We start from the raw sequence: 16401 nt of genomic DNA, 5'->3' as shown, positions 1-16401 counted from the left end.
GTGGCTCGAGTAGGCCGCTAGCCCTGCCCGGGATCGGCCGCGCGCTCGATCCATTCCCAGCTCGCGACGCGCACATCCGATTCCGGTTCGCGGGCCAGACGCACCCGCAGATGACGGTCGGTGAGGTGCTCGACGACGCCGCCACCCCATTCGACGACGACCACCGCGTCATGCAGATCGGTGTCGAGGTCGAGGGCGTCGAGCTCGTCGAGCCCGCCGCCGAGACGGTAGGCGTCCACGTGCACCAGCGCCACCGGAGCCGCGTCGCGGCGCTCTCCGGCGCGGTGCCTGCGCGCGATGATGAACGTCGGCGAGCTGACCCGCCCCTGTACCCCGAGTCCGGCGGCGATGCCTCGGGTCAGTGCGGTCTTGCCCGCGCCGAGCGGACCGTCGAGCACCACCAGATCGCCCGCGCCCAGTCCCGCGGCCAGTTCACGGCCGAGCGCTTCGGTGTCGGCCACGGTGGGCAGTGTGCGTCGGTGTTCAGTCACCGGCCACCTCCGGTGTGTCGGTCGTGGTGACGACACCGGCGCGCAGCAGCAGCCGGTCCAGGGCGGCGTCGACCAGGTCGGCGAACTGCAGCTGCGGCATATGCGCGGCCTCCGGCAGTTCCACGAGTTCGGCGTCCGGCAGTTCACGGGCCAGCGCGCGGGAGTTGCGGAACGGGATCACCAGGTCGTGTCTGCCGCCCATGATCAGCACCGGGATATCGGCGAGCACCGGCAGCGCGGCCGATTCGTCGTGCAGCTCGATCGCCTTCAGGAATTTGACGATCGTCTCCACGGGGGTGCGGTCGATCATCAGGGTGGCGAACCGCGACAACGTCGGGCTCACCGAGCCGTGGAACGAGCTGACGTGCAGGATCGGCGCGATCACATGCTTGGCCGTCATCCGCCCGGTCTGCACCAGCGCCGGCGCGGTGTGCACCGCCATCCGGAACCCGTCGAGGGTGGGATTGCGCAAGAGCTGGCCCAGACCGGCGCTGGCCACCTCGGCCGCCGCCGTCGACAGCAATGCGATACCCGCCACCCGCTGGTCGAACAGCTCCGGGTACTGGGCCGCCGCGGCCAGGATCGCCATCCCGCCGAGCGAATGCCCGACCAGCACCAGTGGCCCGTCCGGCGCCTTCGCCTCGATGACGCGCACGAGGTCGCGGCCGAGCTGACGGACCGTGCAACTGTCGGTCTCCGGCGCTCCGGAACGCCCGTGCCCACGCAGATCGAACAGCACCATCCGCACCTGCGGACCCCACCGTTGCTCGAGATGGCGGCGCTGGAAGTGAAACGATTCCATGGTGTTGCAGAAGCCGTGCACGAAGACGACGGTGACGGGGGCGTCGGCGGGGCCGCAGGTGCGGATGGCCAGCGGCACACCGTCGTCGGCGAGGACCTCGTCGGCCGGGTCGGAGTCGATCAGCGAGAAGTCTTCGCCGCGATAGGGATCGCGGCTCACCGGTACCAGCACCCGCGCCCCCGCCCGGCGCAGCGCGTGCACCCCGGCCAACGCCGCGACGAGGCCCGCGGTCGCCATACCGCCGCGCAGGACGGTCACTCTGCGTTTGGTCATCGCGGGCCACCTCGGAACCGCCGGACCACCCGGCCCCTGGGCGAACACACCACTTCGTAGTGGATGGTCTCGAGCAGGTCGGCCCATTCCTGGGCGTGTGGCAGGCCGTCTTCGCCGGTGCCGAACAGGACCGCGGTATCGCCTTCGGTGACGCCGTCGAGGTTCTCGCCGAGGTCGATGACCAGCTGATCCATGCACACCCGTCCGATGCTCGGCCGCCGCGCGCCGCGCACCCAGACCTCGAAGCGTCCGCCGAGCCTGCGCGAGACGCCGTCGGCGTATCCGGCCGGGATGAGCGCGACGGTGGTGTCGTGCGGAGCGATCCATTCATGGCCGTAGGAGACGCCCTCGCCGGCCGCGACCCGTTTGATCAGCGAGACCTCGGCTTGGAAGGTCATCGCCGGGCGCAGACCGAAATCGCCGAGTTCGGGGACCGGTGACAGCCCGTAGACCGCGATGCCGGGGCGCACCATGTCGAAGGCGAGATCGGGGCGGGTCAGGGTGGCCGCCGAGTTGGCCAGGTGGGTGATCTCCGCTGTCAGCCCGTATTCCTTGGCGGTGACGATGGCCTCGACGAAACGGTCGCGCTGCACGTCGATGATGGGATGGTGCGGCTCGTCGGCGTGCGCCAGATGGGAGAAGATCGCGCGGAAACGCACCACCTGCTCGTCGACGAGAGCACGCAACGCGGTGAGGACCGCGGGGTATTCGGTGACCGAGACACCGTTGCGGTTGAGGCCGGTATCCACCTTGAGAGTGAGCGTCGCCGTGCGCCCGAGCCGCCGTGCCGCCGCCTCCACACCCCGCAGCTGCGACAGCGCGGACACGCCGATTTCGATATCGGCGGCGATCGCGGCACCGTAATCGGCGTCGGAATTGTTGAGCCAGCTCAGGATCGGCGCGGTGATCCCGGCCTCGCGCAGCTGCACCGCTTCGCTGATGGTGGTGACGCCGAGTTCGGCCGCGCCCGCCGCCAGTGCGGCGCGCCCGACCTCGACCGCGCCATGGTTGTAACCGTCGGCCTTCACCACGATCATCACCGCGGCGCCGCCGGCGTGTTCACGCAGGATCCGCACGTTATGAGCGATGGCATCCAGATCGACGACCGTCTCCACTTGCGCATTCACGGTTCCCGATCCTGCCACCAACGCGGTGGCGAGGGGCGGGCGACCACCGTGCGCCGACCAGCAGGCGCCCTGGCGTCAGGAAGCGAGGGCGCGCAGCGTGCTGATCGCAGGCCGCAGGTGGTGCAGTAGCGGCGTCGCCGAGATCGGTGCGGCGGCCGGACCGTCGGCGGCGGCGAGGTTGGCTGCGAGGGCGTGCACACGCGCCGCCGCGGCGGCCGACCAACCCGGTTCCCGACCCGCTGCGAGCAGCGCGCCGATCACGCCGGACAACACGTCACCGGCACCCGCCGTCGCGGCCCAGGAACCGCCGGCCTCGTTCACCAGCACGGCCTTGCCTGGTTCGGCGACCAGCGTGGCGCGCCCCTTGAGCAGCACCGTCACCCCCCACGATTCGGCCAGTTCGCGAACCGCCGCGACCCGATCGGTGCCGAGCGGCTGCCCGGTGAGGCGGGCGAATTCGCCGGCGTGCGGGGTCAGCACGGTCGGCGCGGCACGGTCGCGCACCATGGCGGGATGGTCGGCGAGCAGGGTCAGGCCGTCGGCGTCGACGACGACGGGCAGGTCGGTGGACAGGATCTGCGCCATCCGGGCCCACGCGCCGTCATCGGTGCCGGAGCCGGGGCCGAACACCCAGGACTGCACGCGGCCGGTCGAGGCGATATTGCGGGCGGCGACCACCTCCGGGTACTGCGCGAGAACCTGGTCCGCGCCGCTGCCCGCATAACGCACCATCCCGGAGGTCGCCGCCACGGCCGCCCCGGTGCACAGCACCGCCGCACCCGGATAGGCCGCGCTGCCCGCGCAGACACCGGTGACGCCCTGGCTGTACTTGTCGTCGCCGGCGCCCGGCACCGGCCACCGCGCCCCGATATCGCGCGGTTCGAGAGCCGCGAGTTCGGGCGCGGGTAGCCGTAAACCGATGGGTACCAATTCGATTCGTCCACATCGGTCCGCATTGAGCGCATGCACCGGCTTATAGGCGCCGAAGCTGACCGTCACCTGCGCCCGCACCGCCGGACCGTCGACCGCACCGGTATCGGGGTCGACCCCGCTCGGCAGATCCGCCGCGACGATCGGCGCCTCGATCCGCGCCACGAGCTCCGCCGCCTGCGGACGCAACGACCCGCGCCCGGAGATGCCGACGATGCCATCGATCACCAGATCCGTCCGGCCCACGTCGGTGCGCACCCGGCCACCGGCTTTCCGCAGCGCCGCAAGACCTTCCGCATGCGCGCGCTCCGGATTCAGCAACACCGCATCGACCGAAACACCGCGGCGCCGCAGGAACGATCCCGCCCACAGTGCGTCCCCACCGTTATCGCCGGAGCCGACCAGCAGCGTCACCGACCGCCCCGCGACACCCCCGGTGCGCGCCCGCAGCTCCCCCGCGACGACGGTCGCCAGCCCGTAAGCCGCCCGCCGCATCGGCACCCCGGCCGCGACCCTGGTGAACAGTTCCGCCTCGGCCGCCCGGACCGCGTCGACCGGGTAATAGCCCCGCTGCGAACACATCGGACACGCACCTCCACTGGTTGCTCGGGCCGCGACTTCCGCAGACTACGCTTGATCATCATGCCTACGCCGCGTCGTCACGCCACCGTCATCGCCACCGGATTCGTCCTCGCGGCGGCGCTACTGTCCGGCTGCGGCTCCGACGACGAGCCCGCCTCCGCGCCGACGACCACCGCGACTCCGGCCGCCACCTCCGCCCCCGCCGCGGACAACGGCCAGGCCCAGACCTTCGTCGTCGAAGTCGACGATATGACGTTCTCCCCCGCCGATCTCACCATCTCCGTCGGCGACACCGTCACCTGGAAGTTCTCCGATGACGTCGTGCACGGCGTGCAGGGCATCGGCGACAAGGCGATGGGCATCAACAGCCCGCTGTTCACCGAGGGCGAGTGGAGCCACACCTTCACCACCGCGGGATCGTTCCGGTACCTGTGCCCCATCCATCCCGAGATGCGCGGCACCATCACGGTGCAGTAGGCCTCACACCGGACGATATTCGCGGGTACGCGGGCTCCCCGCGTTCAGCGCTTCGACGGCCGAAACCAGCGGCGCCAGCTCGGGATTCGCGGCCGCCTGGCGCAGCGCGCTCGTCAGAGCCGCGTCATGGGTGGGGCGGGCGCGCGCCAGCAACTCGAGACCCGCCGGCGTGACGTCGGTGTAGATGCCGCGCCGATCGTCCGGGCACAGGTACCGCTGCAACAGGCCGCGATCCTCCAACCGGGAGACCAGCCGCGTCGTCGCACTCTGACTCAGCACGACCGCCTCGGCGACCTGATTCATCCGCAGATGCCCGCCGGGCCCGTCGTGCTGCCGGGACAACACCACCAGCAGCGAATACTCGCGCACGCTGAGGTCGTGCCCGGTCTGCAAGGCGCGCTCGATATGCGCCTCGATGCGGTCGTGCAGCAGCGACAGCGCGTACCAGCCATCGGCGAGGCCGGTGAGAGCTGCTCGCCCTGACCCTCGGGGCGTTCGCCATCGGCACAACCGAATTCATCGTGGTGGGGCTGCTGCCCGACATCGCGGCCGAGTACACGGTGTCCATCCCGACCGCGGGCCTGCTGGTCACCGGTTACGCGCTCGGCGTCGTCGCGGGCGCGCCGGTGATGACGGGGCTCGGTACCCGCGTCTCCCGCAAACGCATGCTGCTCGCATCACTGCTGCTACTGATCGCCGGAAACCTGCTGTCGGCCGTGGCACCGAGCTTCGCGCTCATGCTGACCGGGCGGATCGTCGCCTCGCTCGCGCACGGCGCGTTCTTCGGTATCGGCGCGGTGGTCGCGGGCAGTCTGGTCGCCGCCGACCGCAAGGCCGGCGCCATCGCCATCATGTTCACCGGCCTCACCGCCGCGACCGTGGTCGGCGTACCGCTGGGCACTCTGCTCGGCCAGCAGTTCGGCTGGCGGCTCACCTTCGCGCTGGTGGCCGTGATCGGTGTGATCGGGCTGATCGGCGTCGCCACGCTGGTGCCAGATCAGGCAGCACCGAGCGATGCCCGGCTGCGCTCGGAATTCTCCGCGCTCGCCAATCCACAGGTGCTGCTCGCCATGGCCATGACGGTGCTCGGGTTCGGCGGCGTGTTCGCGGCGATCACCTATCTCGCGCCCATGATGACCGAGGTGAGCGGCTATGCCGAGGGCTCGGTGACCTGGCTGCTCGTCCTGTTCGGCCTCGGCATGTTCGCAGGCAATCTGATCGGTGGCCGCTACGCCGACCGGCACCTCATGCCCATGCTGTACGTCTCGCTCGGCCTGCTCGCCGCCGTGCTCGGGCTGTTCACGCTCACCGCGCACAGCAAGCCGCTGGCCGCCGTCACCGTGGTGCTGATCGGCGCGCTCGGATTCGCCACCGTGCCGCCTTTGCAGAAGCGCGTCCTGGATCAGGCGGCGGGTGCTCCCACGCTGGCCTCGGCGATCAATATCGGCGCGTTCAACCTGGGCAACGCACTGGCCGCATGGCTCGGCGGGATCGTGATCTCCGCGGGTCTCGGGTACACCGCGCCGAACTGGGTGGGCGCACTGCTCGCTGTGAGTGCCCTGGGGTTGGCCGTCGCGTCCGCGACTCTGGAACGCCGGAACGGGCCGGCGACGTCGCTACCCAGCACGGGCGACGCGCTCGATTCAGCGTCCGCCGACCTGGTGGCCCCTGTGCGATAGCACCCGCGAGTGCGCTGTACCGCTGCCGGACAGACGTCGACCCGGACCACTCACGGTCCGGGTCGATGTCTTACGTTCGGCGGTTTATTCGACCGTGACCGATTTCGCCAGGTTGCGCGGCTTGTCGACGTCGTATCCGCGCGCCTGCGCCACCTCGGCGGCGAAGATCTGCAAGGGGACCGTCGACAGCAGCGGCTGGAACAACGTCGGCGCGGACGGGATCTCGATGAGATCGTCGGCGAACGGGCGCACCGTATCGTCGCCCTCCTCCGCGATGACGATGGTGCGTGCCCCACGCGCTTGGATCTCGCGGATATTGCTCAGCAGCTTCGAGTGCAGCACCGCGCGCCCCTTCGGCGACGGCATCACCACGATCACCGGCAGGCCGTCTTCGATCAGCGCGATCGGACCGTGCTTGAGCTCACCCGCCGCGAAACCCTCCGCGTGCATGTACGCCAGCTCCTTGAGCTTGAGCGCACCCTCGAGCGCCACCGGATATCCGACGTGGCGGCCGAGGAACAGCACCGTCGGCACCTTCGCCAGCTCACGCGCGATCGCGCGCACCTGCGGCGCCGTCTCCAGCACCCGCGCGACCAGCTTCGGCATGGCTTCCAGCTCGGCGAACTCGCGCGCCACCTCGTCGGGATACTTGGTGCCGCGCGCCTGCGCCAACGCCAGCCCGACCAGGTAGTTGGCCGTCACCTGCGCCAGGAACGCCTTGGTCGAGGCGACGCCGATCTCCGGCCCGGCCCTGGTGTAGAGCACCGCGTCGGATTCGCGGGGGATCTGCGCGCCGTTGGTATTGCAGATGGCCAGCACGCGCGCCTTCTGCTCCTTGGCGTGGCGCACCGCTTCCAGCGTGTCGGCCGTCTCGCCGGACTGCGAGATCGCCACCACCAGTGTGGAGCGGTCCAGCACCGGGTCGCGGTAGCGGAACTCGCTGGCCAGCTCCACCTCGACGGGCAAGCGAGTCCAATGCTCGATCGCGTACTTGGCCAGCAGGCCCGAGTGATAGGCGCTCCCGCACGCGACGACGAAGACCTTGTCGACGTCACGCAGCTCCTGATCGGCCAGGCGCTGCTCGTCGAGCACGATGCGTCCCGAGCCGCCCTGGCCGGTGTCGAAATGCCCCATCAGGGTGTCCGCGACCGCGGCGGGCTGCTCCTCGATCTCCTTGAGCATGAAGTAATCGTGTCCGCCCTTTTCGGCGGCGGCCAGATCCCAGTCGATGGTGAACGGCCGGGTGCGCGAGCCCGCGTCGTTACCGGCGAAGTCGGTGACCCGGTAGCTGTCGCGGGTGATCACCACCGCCTGATCCTGGCCCAGTTCGACAGCCTCGCGGGTGTGCTCGATGAAGGCCGTCACGTCCGAGGCGATGAACATCTCGCCCTTGCCCACACCCACGACCAGCGGGGTGGACCGGCGCGCGGCAATGATCTTGTCCGGATGTTCGGCGTGCGTGAAGACCAGGGTGAACGCGCCCTCGAGGCGGCGCAGCACCGCCAGCGCGCTCGCCTCGAAATCACCCGCTGTCGGGCCCTCGGCGTAGGCGCGCGCCACCAGATGCACCGCGACCTCGGTGTCGGTGTCGCTACGCAGCTCCACCCCGGCGTCCTCGAGTTCGCGACGCAGCGGCGCGAAATTCTCGATGATGCCGTTGTGCACCACCGCGACGGCGCCGGCCTCGTCCCGATGCGGGTGCGCGTTGCGATCGGTCGGCGCGCCGTGCGTCGCCCAGCGGGTGTGCCCCATGCCGGTGCTTCCCGCGAACGCGTCCGGGCCGGCCTCGCCCAGCTCAGCCTCCAGATTCGCGAGGCGACCGGCCTTGCGTTCCACCGCGATGGCGCCCGCTCCGTCGAGGATCGCGACGCCCGCCGAGTCGTACCCGCGATACTCCATGCGGCGCAACGCGTCGACGACGACGCCGAGAGCATCCCGGTACCCGACGTACCCCACGATTCCGCACATGGCTCACCAGAGTACTTATCGGATAACGTTCACGTCGTGTCGGCGTCTGTGAAATCCCTCCTGAGCACCCTGACCAGCCGCGGCCCGCACCGGGTGCTGCGCGGCAACCTGGCCATCGCGGGCCAGCCCGGCGTCGTGTACACCCCCGAATCGGGCCGCAACCTACCCGCCGTGGCGTTCGGCCACGGCTGGATGAGCGGCTCCGACCACTACCGGTCGCTGCTGGAACACCTGGCGTCCTGGGGTTTCGTCACCGCCGCCCCCGATACCGAACGCGGCCCCATTCCGTCGCACGTCGGCCTGGCCACCGACCTGCTCACCACCCTCGACATCTGCGCGGGCGTGCGCCTCGGCGACGGCGCGATCAGCGTCCACCCCGACAAACTGGTCCTGGCCGGCCACGCTATGGGCGCGGGCGCGGCCGTCATCGCCGCCGCCCAGCGCCGGGTAGCCGCCGTAGCCGCCCTCTTCCCGGCCCCCACCGCCCCGTCCGCGGAGTCGATCGCCGCCGACATCGACACCCCCGCCCTCATCCTCGCCGGCGCCACCGACCTCCGCTCCACCAACTCCAACGCCACCCCGCTGGCCGCGGCCTGGGGCGGCCCGATGCTCCTGCGCACCATCGACAAGGCTTCCGCCGACGGCCTGCCCGAAGGCCGCCGTTTGATGACGCTCCTCGGCGCGGGCAAACACGAACACAAAACCGCCCGCACCACCCGAGCCCTGCTCACCGGGTACTTGCTCGCCACCGTCCTGGGCGACAAGACTTACTCAGCCTTCGCCGACCCCGAAGCCGCCATCCCCCACACCCACCTCATCGACCCCCACGCCGACGAGGTGCCCGTCGAGAAACCGAGCCCGGCGAAGTTGGGTCAGTTGGCGGCGTTGCTGCGGAAGTAGGGCGGTGCGAGCTTCTCGGCGCCCGGCATCGCCCAGCGATCGGCCTCATCTCGCGCCAGCCGCCTGGCTTGAATCCGCCCCCGTAATCTCGCAGTCCCCTCGTAGGCGACCCACCGCTCAGCTCGACCCCGCTCGCCCTGTGGTAGCAGGCCGACCAGGCCGCCGCCGACGACTGATACATCAGCGTGGAACCCCGTCGGCTTTCACCGCGCTGATGCGCCTCGTCACGTCTTCGATCGAACGCCGCCCGGCTAGCTACACCAACCAACTCTTCCGCTGGTAGTACTGCGCCTCTTCGTCGTCCTCGTCGATCGGCGCTACCACATCCTTGGACCGCCGGGCCTGCATCGATCGGGCGATGGCCTCCCGCTGTTCCCGAGCCTCGGCCTCGATCCGTTCGCGTTCTTCGGCGGCCAGGCGCTCCCTCTCGGCCTCCGCCTCCGCAGCTTCGCGGTCTTTTTCCGCCTCGGCCGAGGCCTGCTCGAGTTTGGCTGCCGTTTCTTCCCAGAACTGACGCATTTCCCTGGCGGACTTCTCGGTGAGTTCCCGCCCCTTAGCCGCCGTGCGCTGGTTTATCTCCGCCAAATCTTCCTGCAACCGCGAGGATTGCCACTTGGCTTCCTCGACGATCCGTTCCATCTCCGCCCGGTAGTTCACCATGGCCATCCTCCTCGAGTTTCACGCTGCACGCGGGGCACATGCGTCACAGTGGGCCTGCCTCGGAAAGCTCGGCACCGGTGTCGAACGGCTGCGGCGGTTCAGGTGGTTGCGGCGGTACGGGCGGGGCGGGGGGCACAGGTTCCGGTTCCGGGACGGGAATGGGCTCGGGCACGAATCCGGGCTCGATCCCTTCGCCTTCGGATTCGGGATAGTCCTGAGGCTTGTGCTCGCCGTCCTCTTCCCGTTTGCCACCGGGCACGCCGCGCGGCATCGACCCGCTACCCGACTGCCCCTCGCTCTGCTCGGAGCCGTCTCCCTGCTCGCCCTCTGGCTTCGCCTCGCCGGTTTCGCCTTCTGTCCCGACGACAACCGGGAGGCCTTGCTCGTTGAGTTCGACCTTGTAGTCGGTGGTCGTGCCATCCGGCTCGGTGACGACCATCTTCAGTTGGCCATCAGGACCCATCTCCAGCTTCACCTGTTTACCGGCGAGATCGAGTCCCTTGTCTTCATCCGGCTTTCCGTCGCCGTCCTTGTCGTTATCGGGCACACCGTCGCCGTCCGCGTCCACCAGACCCGACGCGTTCGCTTGTAGCTGTTGCAGCGCACCGTCGACTCCCTCGGTAATCGCGCCTGCCAGTGAGGTCAGGCCATCCCCTACCGCTGACGCGACTGTGGTGATCAACGGGGAGAGTTCCGTTGCTACGTCCGCCAACGCTGCCAGTCCGCTGACCAGTGAGTCTGTCGTCGAGTCGTCGTCCTCTTCGTCCTCGGTGGAGGGGGTACTCGGCGTACTGGGCGTCGAGGGCGTGCTCGGGGTCGAGGGCGTGCTGGGCGTGGAGGGTGTACTAGGTGTGCTGGGCTGGCTGGGTGTGCTCGCTTTGGGGGTCGCCGTCGGGCAAGGGTACGGCTTTTCAGAAAGTCCCTTGAACGAATCCGCTATCTTCGTGTAAACATCCTTGACACCCTGGTCGGCCTTATCGCATGCCTCGATGAATTTCGTTACCTTATCCGGATAGTCTTTCTTGAATACTTCGTCGATCCATTGACGGCATCGCTCTTTCACCTTTTCGTGATGCGGACCCGCGAAGAAGGATGCGCCACCAGCCACCGACATCAGACCCACGCCGTACTGAGCATACTTCTCGACTGCGTCCATCCCGTCGTTCAGGTCAGGAAATATTCTGTGCAATCGACTCAGTAGTGTCGAGCCCCACAGTTCGTGCGACGCGCCCATATCGCGACCGGCGATAATATGACTGACGTCGTCGGCCGACTTTCCGTCGATCCGCACGTCGACTCCGTGCTCCAAGATTTGGAGCACGACATCTGCCTTGATCTTCACCGCCGCACGCAGCGCCGCCGGTGCGCCATTCAACGCATCCCAAACGTTCTGAACGACGTCGATATCGCCTTGCGCCATGGTCAACTGCTCACCGAGCATGCTGGAAGCGGCTGACGCCGCCTCGCCCGTCCAAACCGTCGGGAGGGTTTGAGCAAAACCTTGTTGAGCGGCGAGTTGAGGACGCGCGCTATCGAGAACCTGCTTTATGGCGTCCGCCGCGTTCTGAATCTTGCTCTCATCGAGATTTCGCTGCTCGTCGAGCCGCTGGGCGAGTTCGCCGTATTCAGGTATTCCAGCCGCCTCCGCAGCCACTTTCTTGTACTGCGGGCCGAATTGCTCGAAATACAGCAAGCTCTGCGAAGCAGTGTTCAAGAATTCGTTGACGGTGGAGTTCGGGTCGACTGTAAATGTCCGATCAGCCACCTCGATCAACTCCCCGTCTTCGCGGTTTCGGTGGCATTCTGCTCATCCACGTTCGAGTACATGACCACCGATGCCCCGATGGCGTCGCCGGTAATGGTCCCCGCTTCGGACCAGTCCTCCAACCATTTCTGGACGGCTTCCAGTCCCGTTTGGATCTTCTTGCCCTCGTCGGCGTAGTTCACCCCGACCACCGCCGGGCCGACCATGTTGTCGGCGACTTTCTTGACCTGATCCTTGATCACCGCAGCCGAGCTGCCGATGTCGTTCCCCAGTTTCCCCAGCTCACCGGTCTGCACCCCGACCGTGGACCCCGAATCCGTCGTCATCGACCAGTCCCCTCCGTCCCTGCTCCTCGTTCACGACCCGAACCGTGCTCGGGGTCGAGTGCTGTCTACTAGGTTTCGACGCACCCGACCCCGGTTCGGTTCCATCGGATCTCGGCCGGTTGGGACGAGATCGCTTGCCGGGAAATCTACTGGGCTCGGCGGGGCAGGGCCAAGCGCGGGCGAACGCCCCTACTTCTCCCCCAACCGCCCCTCATCGGTCTTCCTCCACTCCCCCGACCCATCCGGATTCCGGTGGTACTCCCATGCCGCGTAGTCGCCGTCGTCTTCCACCACGGTGACGTGGTCGGCGTAGCCGTCGAGGTCGGTGTCGGTCCAGACGTGCATGCCGTCGTCGTCGGTGGTGGTGATGGAGTCGAGGATGCCGTCGCCGTTGATGTCCTGGGTGGGGCTGTCGAGTTCGACGGCGCCCAGGCCGTCCAGGGACGAGGATGCGTCGATGTCGGGCAGATCGAGGCCGGGGAATTCACCCGAGCTGATCATGGCTCCTCCTGAAACGGGGCTCGTGTGGGGCGCGGTCACCAGCCGAATGGCGGACGGCTCCATCCTGTCATCCGTGTGCGGTCGCCGTCGAGTGCGTTGCCGCCGCAAGTGTTCGGCAGCGAGTGGGGCGACCGTGCTGTACGAGCCGGCGGCCGCGCACATGGTTCACGCGGCCGCCGTTCAGGAGTATGTGCGCCTACTTCTTGGGGATGATGATCCACAGCACCAGGTAGAGCAGGAACTGCGGTCCGGGCAGCAGGCAGGACAGTACGAAGGCCAGGCGGACGATGCCTGCGTTCCACCCGAAGTATTCGGCGATGCCGCCGCAGACTCCGGCGATCCACTTGTCGCTGGTGGAGCGGGTGAAACGGCGTGCGGGTGCGGTCATGGGAACTCTCCTCGGTGTCGATCGCTACCTCATCCACTGTCCGCGAATCCGGCCGCCGTGGCATCGGTCCCGGTACTGATACCCACCCTGATTTCCGCGGGGCCCGGACTCAGGGTGTCCACCGACACACGGCACACTCGTGCAGGTGAGCACCACTCTGCACGCGCGCGGCCTGTCCGCCGAACACGGCGAACGCACCTTGTTCAGCGGTCTGGACCTGACGCTCGCGCCGGGCGATGTGATCGGCCTGGTCGGCGTGAACGGCGCGGGCAAGTCGACGCTGTTGCGCATGCTGGCCGATCGCAGGGCGCCGTCGGGCTCCATCACCCTCAGCCCGCCGGACGCGACCATCGGCTACCTCGCGCAGGAACCCGAACGTATCCCCGGCGAGACGGTGCTCGAATTCCTCGGCCGCAGAACCGGCGTGACGGCCGCGCAGCAGACCATGGACGCGGCCGCGGAACGCCTGGCCGACGGTGGCGACGACGAGTACTCACCCGCCCTCGAACACTGGCTCGCCCTCGGCGGTGCCGACCTGGATCAACGGGCACTGGAGGTGGCCGGCGAGCTCGGCCTGGCCGAGAGCCTGCCCAATGGTCTCGACACCCCGATGACGGGCCTGTCCGGCGGCCAGGCCGCGCGTGCGGGCTTGGCCTCGGTCCTGTTGTCCCGCTTCGACATTCTCTTGCTTGACGAACCGACGAACGACCTGGACCTGGACGGTTTGGCCCGCCTGGAGCAGTTCGTGACCGGCGTGCGGGTTCCGCTCATGGTGATCAGCCACGATCGAGAATTCCTGGCCCGCACGGTCAATCGGATCATCGAACTGGACCTGCCGCAGCAACGAGTCGACGTGTACGACGGCGGTTACGAGGCCTTCCTTGCCGAACGCGAGATCGCCCGCAAGCATGCCCGCGAAGCCTACGAGGAATTCGCCGACACCAAGGCGAATCTGGAGGCAAGGGCGCAGATGCAACGCAACTGGCTCGAACACGGTGTGCGTAACGCGCGCCGCAAATCCCGGGTCGATTCCGACAAAGCGGGCCGGAAGATGCGCGCGGAATCCACGGAGAAGCAGGCCGCCAAGGCCAGGCAGACCCAACGGCGGATCGAACGGCTGGAGGTGGTCGAGGAGCCGCGCAAGGAATGGGAGCTGCGGATGACGATCGCCGCCGCACCACGCAGCGGTTCCGTGGTGGCCACCCTCTCCGAGGCGACGGTGCGTCGCGGAGATTTCCGGCTCGGCCCGATCACCACGCAGCTCGATTGGGCCGACCGCATCGTGCTGACCGGCGCGAACGGCGCGGGCAAGTCAACGTTGATCGCCCTGCTGCTGGGAAAGTTGCTGCCGGACAGCGGAACCGCCTCGCTCGGGTCGGGCGTCGAAATCGGCGAGGTCGATCAGGCCCGCGGCCTCTTCCGCGGCGAGTCCACCCTTGCGCACACCTTCGGCGCCGAAATGCCCGACTGGCCCGACGCCGACGTGCGCACCCTTCTCGCCAAGTTCGGCCTCCGCGGCCCGCACGTCCAGCGCCCCTGCGAAACCCTGTCCCCCGGCGAACGCACCCGTGCCGCACTGGCCCTGCTCCAGGCGCGGGGCACCAACCTGCTCGTCCTCGACGAACCCACCAACCACCTCGACCTGCCCGCCATCGAACAACTCGAGCAGGCGATCGACTCCTTCACCGGCACCATGCTGCTGGTCACCCACGACCGCCGCATGCTCGACTCGGTGCGCGCCACCCGCCGCTGGCACCTGGCGGATGGGCGGTTGTCGGAGAGCTGACGCAGCCACCCGGGCTGCCCGCGGCTGACACACGTCCTAGGATCGACACGATTGACCGATCGGACGGGGGAAGGCTGGCTGAATGCGTGAGGGTGAGGTCTTCGCCGGCTACACGATCGACCGGCAACTGGGTCGAGGCGGCATGGGCGCGGTCTATCTGGCCAGGCACCCGCGGCTGCCGCGTCGCATCGCGCTGAAGCTGCTGAACGAGGAACTGTTCTCCGACAAGGAACTTCGGGCCCGGTTCGAACGCGAAGCCGACCTGGTCGCGCAGCTCGACCACCCCAATATCGTCACCGTCTACGACCGCGGCGCCGACGACGGCAGGCTGTGGATCTCGATGCAGTATGTCGACGGCGTCGACGCGGCGACCGTGGATCCGCAGATACTGCCACCGGCGCGCGCGGTGCAGATCGTCGCCGAAACGGCCAAGGCACTCGACTTCGCGCACAGCAGAGGCGTGCTGCACCGCGACGTCAAACCGGCGAACATCCTGCTCGCCAACGACGGCAACGGCCAGGAACGGGTGTTCCTCACCGATTTCGGGATCGCCCGCATCGCAGGCGAGGCGAACCGGCTCACCCAAACGGGCACCTTCACAGCCACACTCGCCTATGCCTCCCCTGAGCAGTTGACCGGCGCCGACATGGACGGGCGCTCGGACCAGTACTCGCTCGCCTGCACCCTGTACTGGCTGCTGGCCGGCAACGCGCCCTTCGAATCCACCCACCCGGCAACCGTCATCCAGGGACACCTGCAACGGCAGCCGCCGCCTGTGTCGACCGCCCGGGCGGGGCTGCCGCCTGCCCTCGATGCCGTGCTGGCCCGTGCGATGGCGAAGCGGCCGACCGACCGGTTCGCCTCGTGTTCCGAGTTCGCGGAGACGGCTCGGCGAGCGCTGTCCGGTGAGACGCCGCAATTCGCATCGGCACCTGCCCCCACCATGGCACCGTCACCCGCGGCACCGATGCCGGTGGCGCGACCGCTCGGCACGGGGCCGGTCAATGCGTATTCGGGGCCCGTCCCTGGGCAGCAGGGACACATCCCGCATGCCGCGCTTCCCTATCCTCGTCCGCAGCCCCGCCGTTCGAATGTGGGATGGATCGTCGGGCTGTGCCTCACGCTCGTCATCATCATCGTCGCTGGTATCGGGACCGCGGTGGCGATCGCGAACCGTGACAAGACCCCGCCGCAACGCCATCTCGAACAGATGCGCCTGGCTTTCCCCAGCCTGCTGCCGCCCGGCGAGATTCCGGCCGGGCAGACGTGGGGGCAGGGCACCGGCTTCGATGGCATGGGCTGCAGCGCGCAAGTGATGCGGGAGGGATACGACCTGCACTGGTTCTTCATCAATGGTGCCGCTCCGGATATGGGCGACCCCACCGCCTACTGGGAATGCGGCTACGCCAACAGCTACATGATCCCGGAAGACAATATTCGCTGGCCCGACATACGAATCTTCCAATACGAATCGGCCTCTGACGTTCGGCGAGTTCTCCAGGGCCTCGGTGCGCTGCCCGTCGAGGAAGACCTCAACAACAACGGCAAGCGATACTCCAACACCAAGGCCGGTTCGGAACCGAAGTCGGCCCCTCGGATCGCGACGACCTTCCCGAACGATCCGGCGCGCGAGAATATGCTGGTCTACTCCTACGGCCTCGGCGCGCCCAACGATCCGTCGATGGATCAGCTACTCGAATGGTGGAAGAAGTTGCCGCTGGACTGATCAGGGCATCGGGCGCTTAT

The 16401-nt window shown here is 68.3% G+C and carries 16 protein-coding genes; 5 read left to right on the top strand and 11 right to left on the bottom strand.

What is annotated here, in order from left to right:
• Positions 1 to 17: 17 nt before the first annotated feature.
• From tsaE to AC4HOU_RS15310, 4 genes are all read right to left on the bottom strand, one after another.
• Positions 18 to 491, bottom strand: a complete 474-nt coding sequence (tsaE, locus tag AC4HOU_RS15325; RefSeq protein WP_490724658.1) for a tRNA (adenosine(37)-N6)-threonylcarbamoyltransferase complex ATPase subunit type 1 TsaE — start codon at positions 489 to 491, stop codon at positions 18 to 20.
• Positions 484 to 1566: an alpha/beta fold hydrolase gene (locus tag AC4HOU_RS15320; RefSeq protein WP_490724657.1), complete on the bottom strand. Its 1083-nt coding sequence runs from the start codon at positions 1564 to 1566 to the stop codon at positions 484 to 486. The genes tsaE and AC4HOU_RS15320 overlap by 8 nt, the downstream gene beginning before the upstream one ends.
• Positions 1563 to 2693, bottom strand: coding sequence for an alanine racemase (gene alr / locus AC4HOU_RS15315; protein WP_490724656.1), 1131 nt, complete (start codon positions 2691 to 2693; stop codon positions 1563 to 1565). The genes AC4HOU_RS15320 and alr overlap by 4 nt, the downstream gene beginning before the upstream one ends.
• A 75-nt stretch (positions 2694 to 2768) precedes the next feature.
• Positions 2769 to 4205, bottom strand: a complete 1437-nt coding sequence (locus AC4HOU_RS15310) for an NAD(P)H-hydrate dehydratase (protein WP_490724655.1) — start codon at positions 4203 to 4205, stop codon at positions 2769 to 2771.
• 60 nt (positions 4206 to 4265) lie between these two features.
• On the opposite strand from AC4HOU_RS15310, the gene AC4HOU_RS15305 reads away from it, so the two are divergent.
• Complete coding sequence (locus AC4HOU_RS15305; RefSeq protein ID WP_228806638.1) at positions 4266 to 4682, top strand: plastocyanin/azurin family copper-binding protein; 417 nt, start codon at positions 4266 to 4268, stop codon at positions 4680 to 4682.
• Positions 4683 to 4685: 3 nt separating this feature from the next.
• Here the strand turns inward: AC4HOU_RS15305 and AC4HOU_RS15300 are convergent, their stop codons facing one another.
• Positions 4686 to 5192, bottom strand: a complete 507-nt coding sequence (locus tag AC4HOU_RS15300) for a MarR family winged helix-turn-helix transcriptional regulator (protein ID WP_194991211.1) — start codon at positions 5190 to 5192, stop codon at positions 4686 to 4688.
• 11 nt (positions 5193 to 5203) lie between these two features.
• Between AC4HOU_RS15300 and AC4HOU_RS15295 the strand changes: the two genes are divergently transcribed.
• Positions 5204 to 6361 (top strand): MFS transporter, encoded by a 1158-nt coding sequence (locus AC4HOU_RS15295; protein WP_490724654.1) that lies wholly within the window; start codon positions 5204 to 5206, stop codon positions 6359 to 6361.
• 84 nt (positions 6362 to 6445) lie between these two features.
• On the opposite strand, the gene glmS is transcribed toward AC4HOU_RS15295, so the two are convergent.
• A complete protein-coding gene (gene glmS / locus AC4HOU_RS15290; RefSeq protein ID WP_163817014.1) occupies positions 6446 to 8329 on the bottom strand; it encodes a glutamine--fructose-6-phosphate transaminase (isomerizing) in 1884 nt (627 codons plus the stop codon).
• A 36-nt stretch (positions 8330 to 8365) separates the two neighbouring features.
• Between glmS and AC4HOU_RS15285 the strand changes: the two genes are divergently transcribed.
• A complete protein-coding gene (locus AC4HOU_RS15285; protein ID WP_490724653.1) occupies positions 8366 to 9229 on the top strand; it encodes a poly(ethylene terephthalate) hydrolase family protein in 864 nt (287 codons plus the stop codon).
• Between the two features lie 255 nt (positions 9230 to 9484).
• Here the strand turns inward: AC4HOU_RS15285 and AC4HOU_RS15280 are convergent, their stop codons facing one another.
• The 5 genes from AC4HOU_RS15280 to AC4HOU_RS15260 all read right to left on the bottom strand — a co-directional run bounded on the left by AC4HOU_RS15280 (position 9485) and on the right by AC4HOU_RS15260 (position 12869).
• Positions 9485 to 9889: a hypothetical protein gene (locus AC4HOU_RS15280; protein ID WP_490724652.1), complete on the bottom strand. Its 405-nt coding sequence runs from the start codon at positions 9887 to 9889 to the stop codon at positions 9485 to 9487.
• Positions 9890 to 9932: 43 nt separating this feature from the next.
• Complete coding sequence (locus tag AC4HOU_RS15275; RefSeq protein ID WP_490724651.1) at positions 9933 to 11663, bottom strand: hypothetical protein; 1731 nt, start codon at positions 11661 to 11663, stop codon at positions 9933 to 9935.
• Positions 11660 to 11980, bottom strand: coding sequence for a hypothetical protein (locus AC4HOU_RS15270; protein WP_490724650.1), 321 nt, complete (start codon positions 11978 to 11980; stop codon positions 11660 to 11662). Before AC4HOU_RS15270 ends, AC4HOU_RS15275 begins: the two co-directional genes overlap by 4 nt.
• Before the next feature lie 189 nt (positions 11981 to 12169).
• The gene (locus tag AC4HOU_RS15265) at positions 12170 to 12481 is read right to left on the bottom strand and encodes a DUF6802 family protein (protein ID WP_163814584.1); all 312 of its coding nucleotides are present in this window, start codon (positions 12479 to 12481) and stop codon (positions 12170 to 12172) included.
• A gap of 196 nt (positions 12482 to 12677) precedes the next feature.
• A complete protein-coding gene (locus AC4HOU_RS15260) occupies positions 12678 to 12869 on the bottom strand; it encodes a PspC domain-containing protein (RefSeq protein ID WP_163814583.1) in 192 nt (63 codons plus the stop codon).
• 145 nt (positions 12870 to 13014) lie between these two features.
• Between AC4HOU_RS15260 and AC4HOU_RS15255 the strand changes: the two genes are divergently transcribed.
• Entirely contained in the window at positions 13015 to 14655 is a 1641-nt protein-coding gene (locus AC4HOU_RS15255) for an ABC-F family ATP-binding cassette domain-containing protein (protein WP_490724649.1), read from the top strand.
• Positions 14656 to 14737: 82 nt separating this feature from the next.
• On the top strand, positions 14738 to 16381 hold the full coding sequence (locus AC4HOU_RS15250; protein WP_490724648.1) for a serine/threonine-protein kinase: 1644 nt from the start codon (positions 14738 to 14740) through the stop codon (positions 16379 to 16381).
• Positions 16382 to 16401 lie beyond the last annotated feature (20 nt).

The organism is Nocardia sp. JCM 38205 (assembly GCF_058222935.1).
This window is presented reverse-complemented; position numbering and strand designations above follow the sequence as displayed.

Bases quoted from the DNA above. Each gene is read 5' to 3' on its own strand.
- AC4HOU_RS15320 (WP_490724657.1), bottom strand. From the start codon at position 1,566: ATGACCAAACGCAGAGTGACCGTCCTGCGCGGCGGTATGGCGACCGCG.
- AC4HOU_RS15310 (WP_490724655.1), bottom strand. From the start codon at position 4,205: ATGTGTTCGCAGCGGGGCTATTACCCGGTCGACGCGGTCCGGGCGGCC.
- AC4HOU_RS15305 (WP_228806638.1), top strand. From the start codon at position 4,266: ATGCCTACGCCGCGTCGTCACGCCACCGTCATCGCCACCGGATTCGTC.
- glmS (WP_163817014.1), bottom strand. From the start codon at position 8,329: ATGTGCGGAATCGTGGGGTACGTCGGGTACCGGGATGCTCTCGGCGTC.
- AC4HOU_RS15280 (WP_490724652.1), bottom strand. From the start codon at position 9,889: ATGGTGAACTACCGGGCGGAGATGGAACGGATCGTCGAGGAAGCCAAG.
- AC4HOU_RS15270 (WP_490724650.1), bottom strand. From the start codon at position 11,980: ATGACGACGGATTCGGGGTCCACGGTCGGGGTGCAGACCGGTGAGCTG.
- AC4HOU_RS15265 (WP_163814584.1), bottom strand. From the start codon at position 12,481: ATGATCAGCTCGGGTGAATTCCCCGGCCTCGATCTGCCCGACATCGAC.
- AC4HOU_RS15260 (WP_163814583.1), bottom strand. From the start codon at position 12,869: ATGACCGCACCCGCACGCCGTTTCACCCGCTCCACCAGCGACAAGTGG.
- AC4HOU_RS15250 (WP_490724648.1), top strand. From the start codon at position 14,738: ATGCGTGAGGGTGAGGTCTTCGCCGGCTACACGATCGACCGGCAACTG.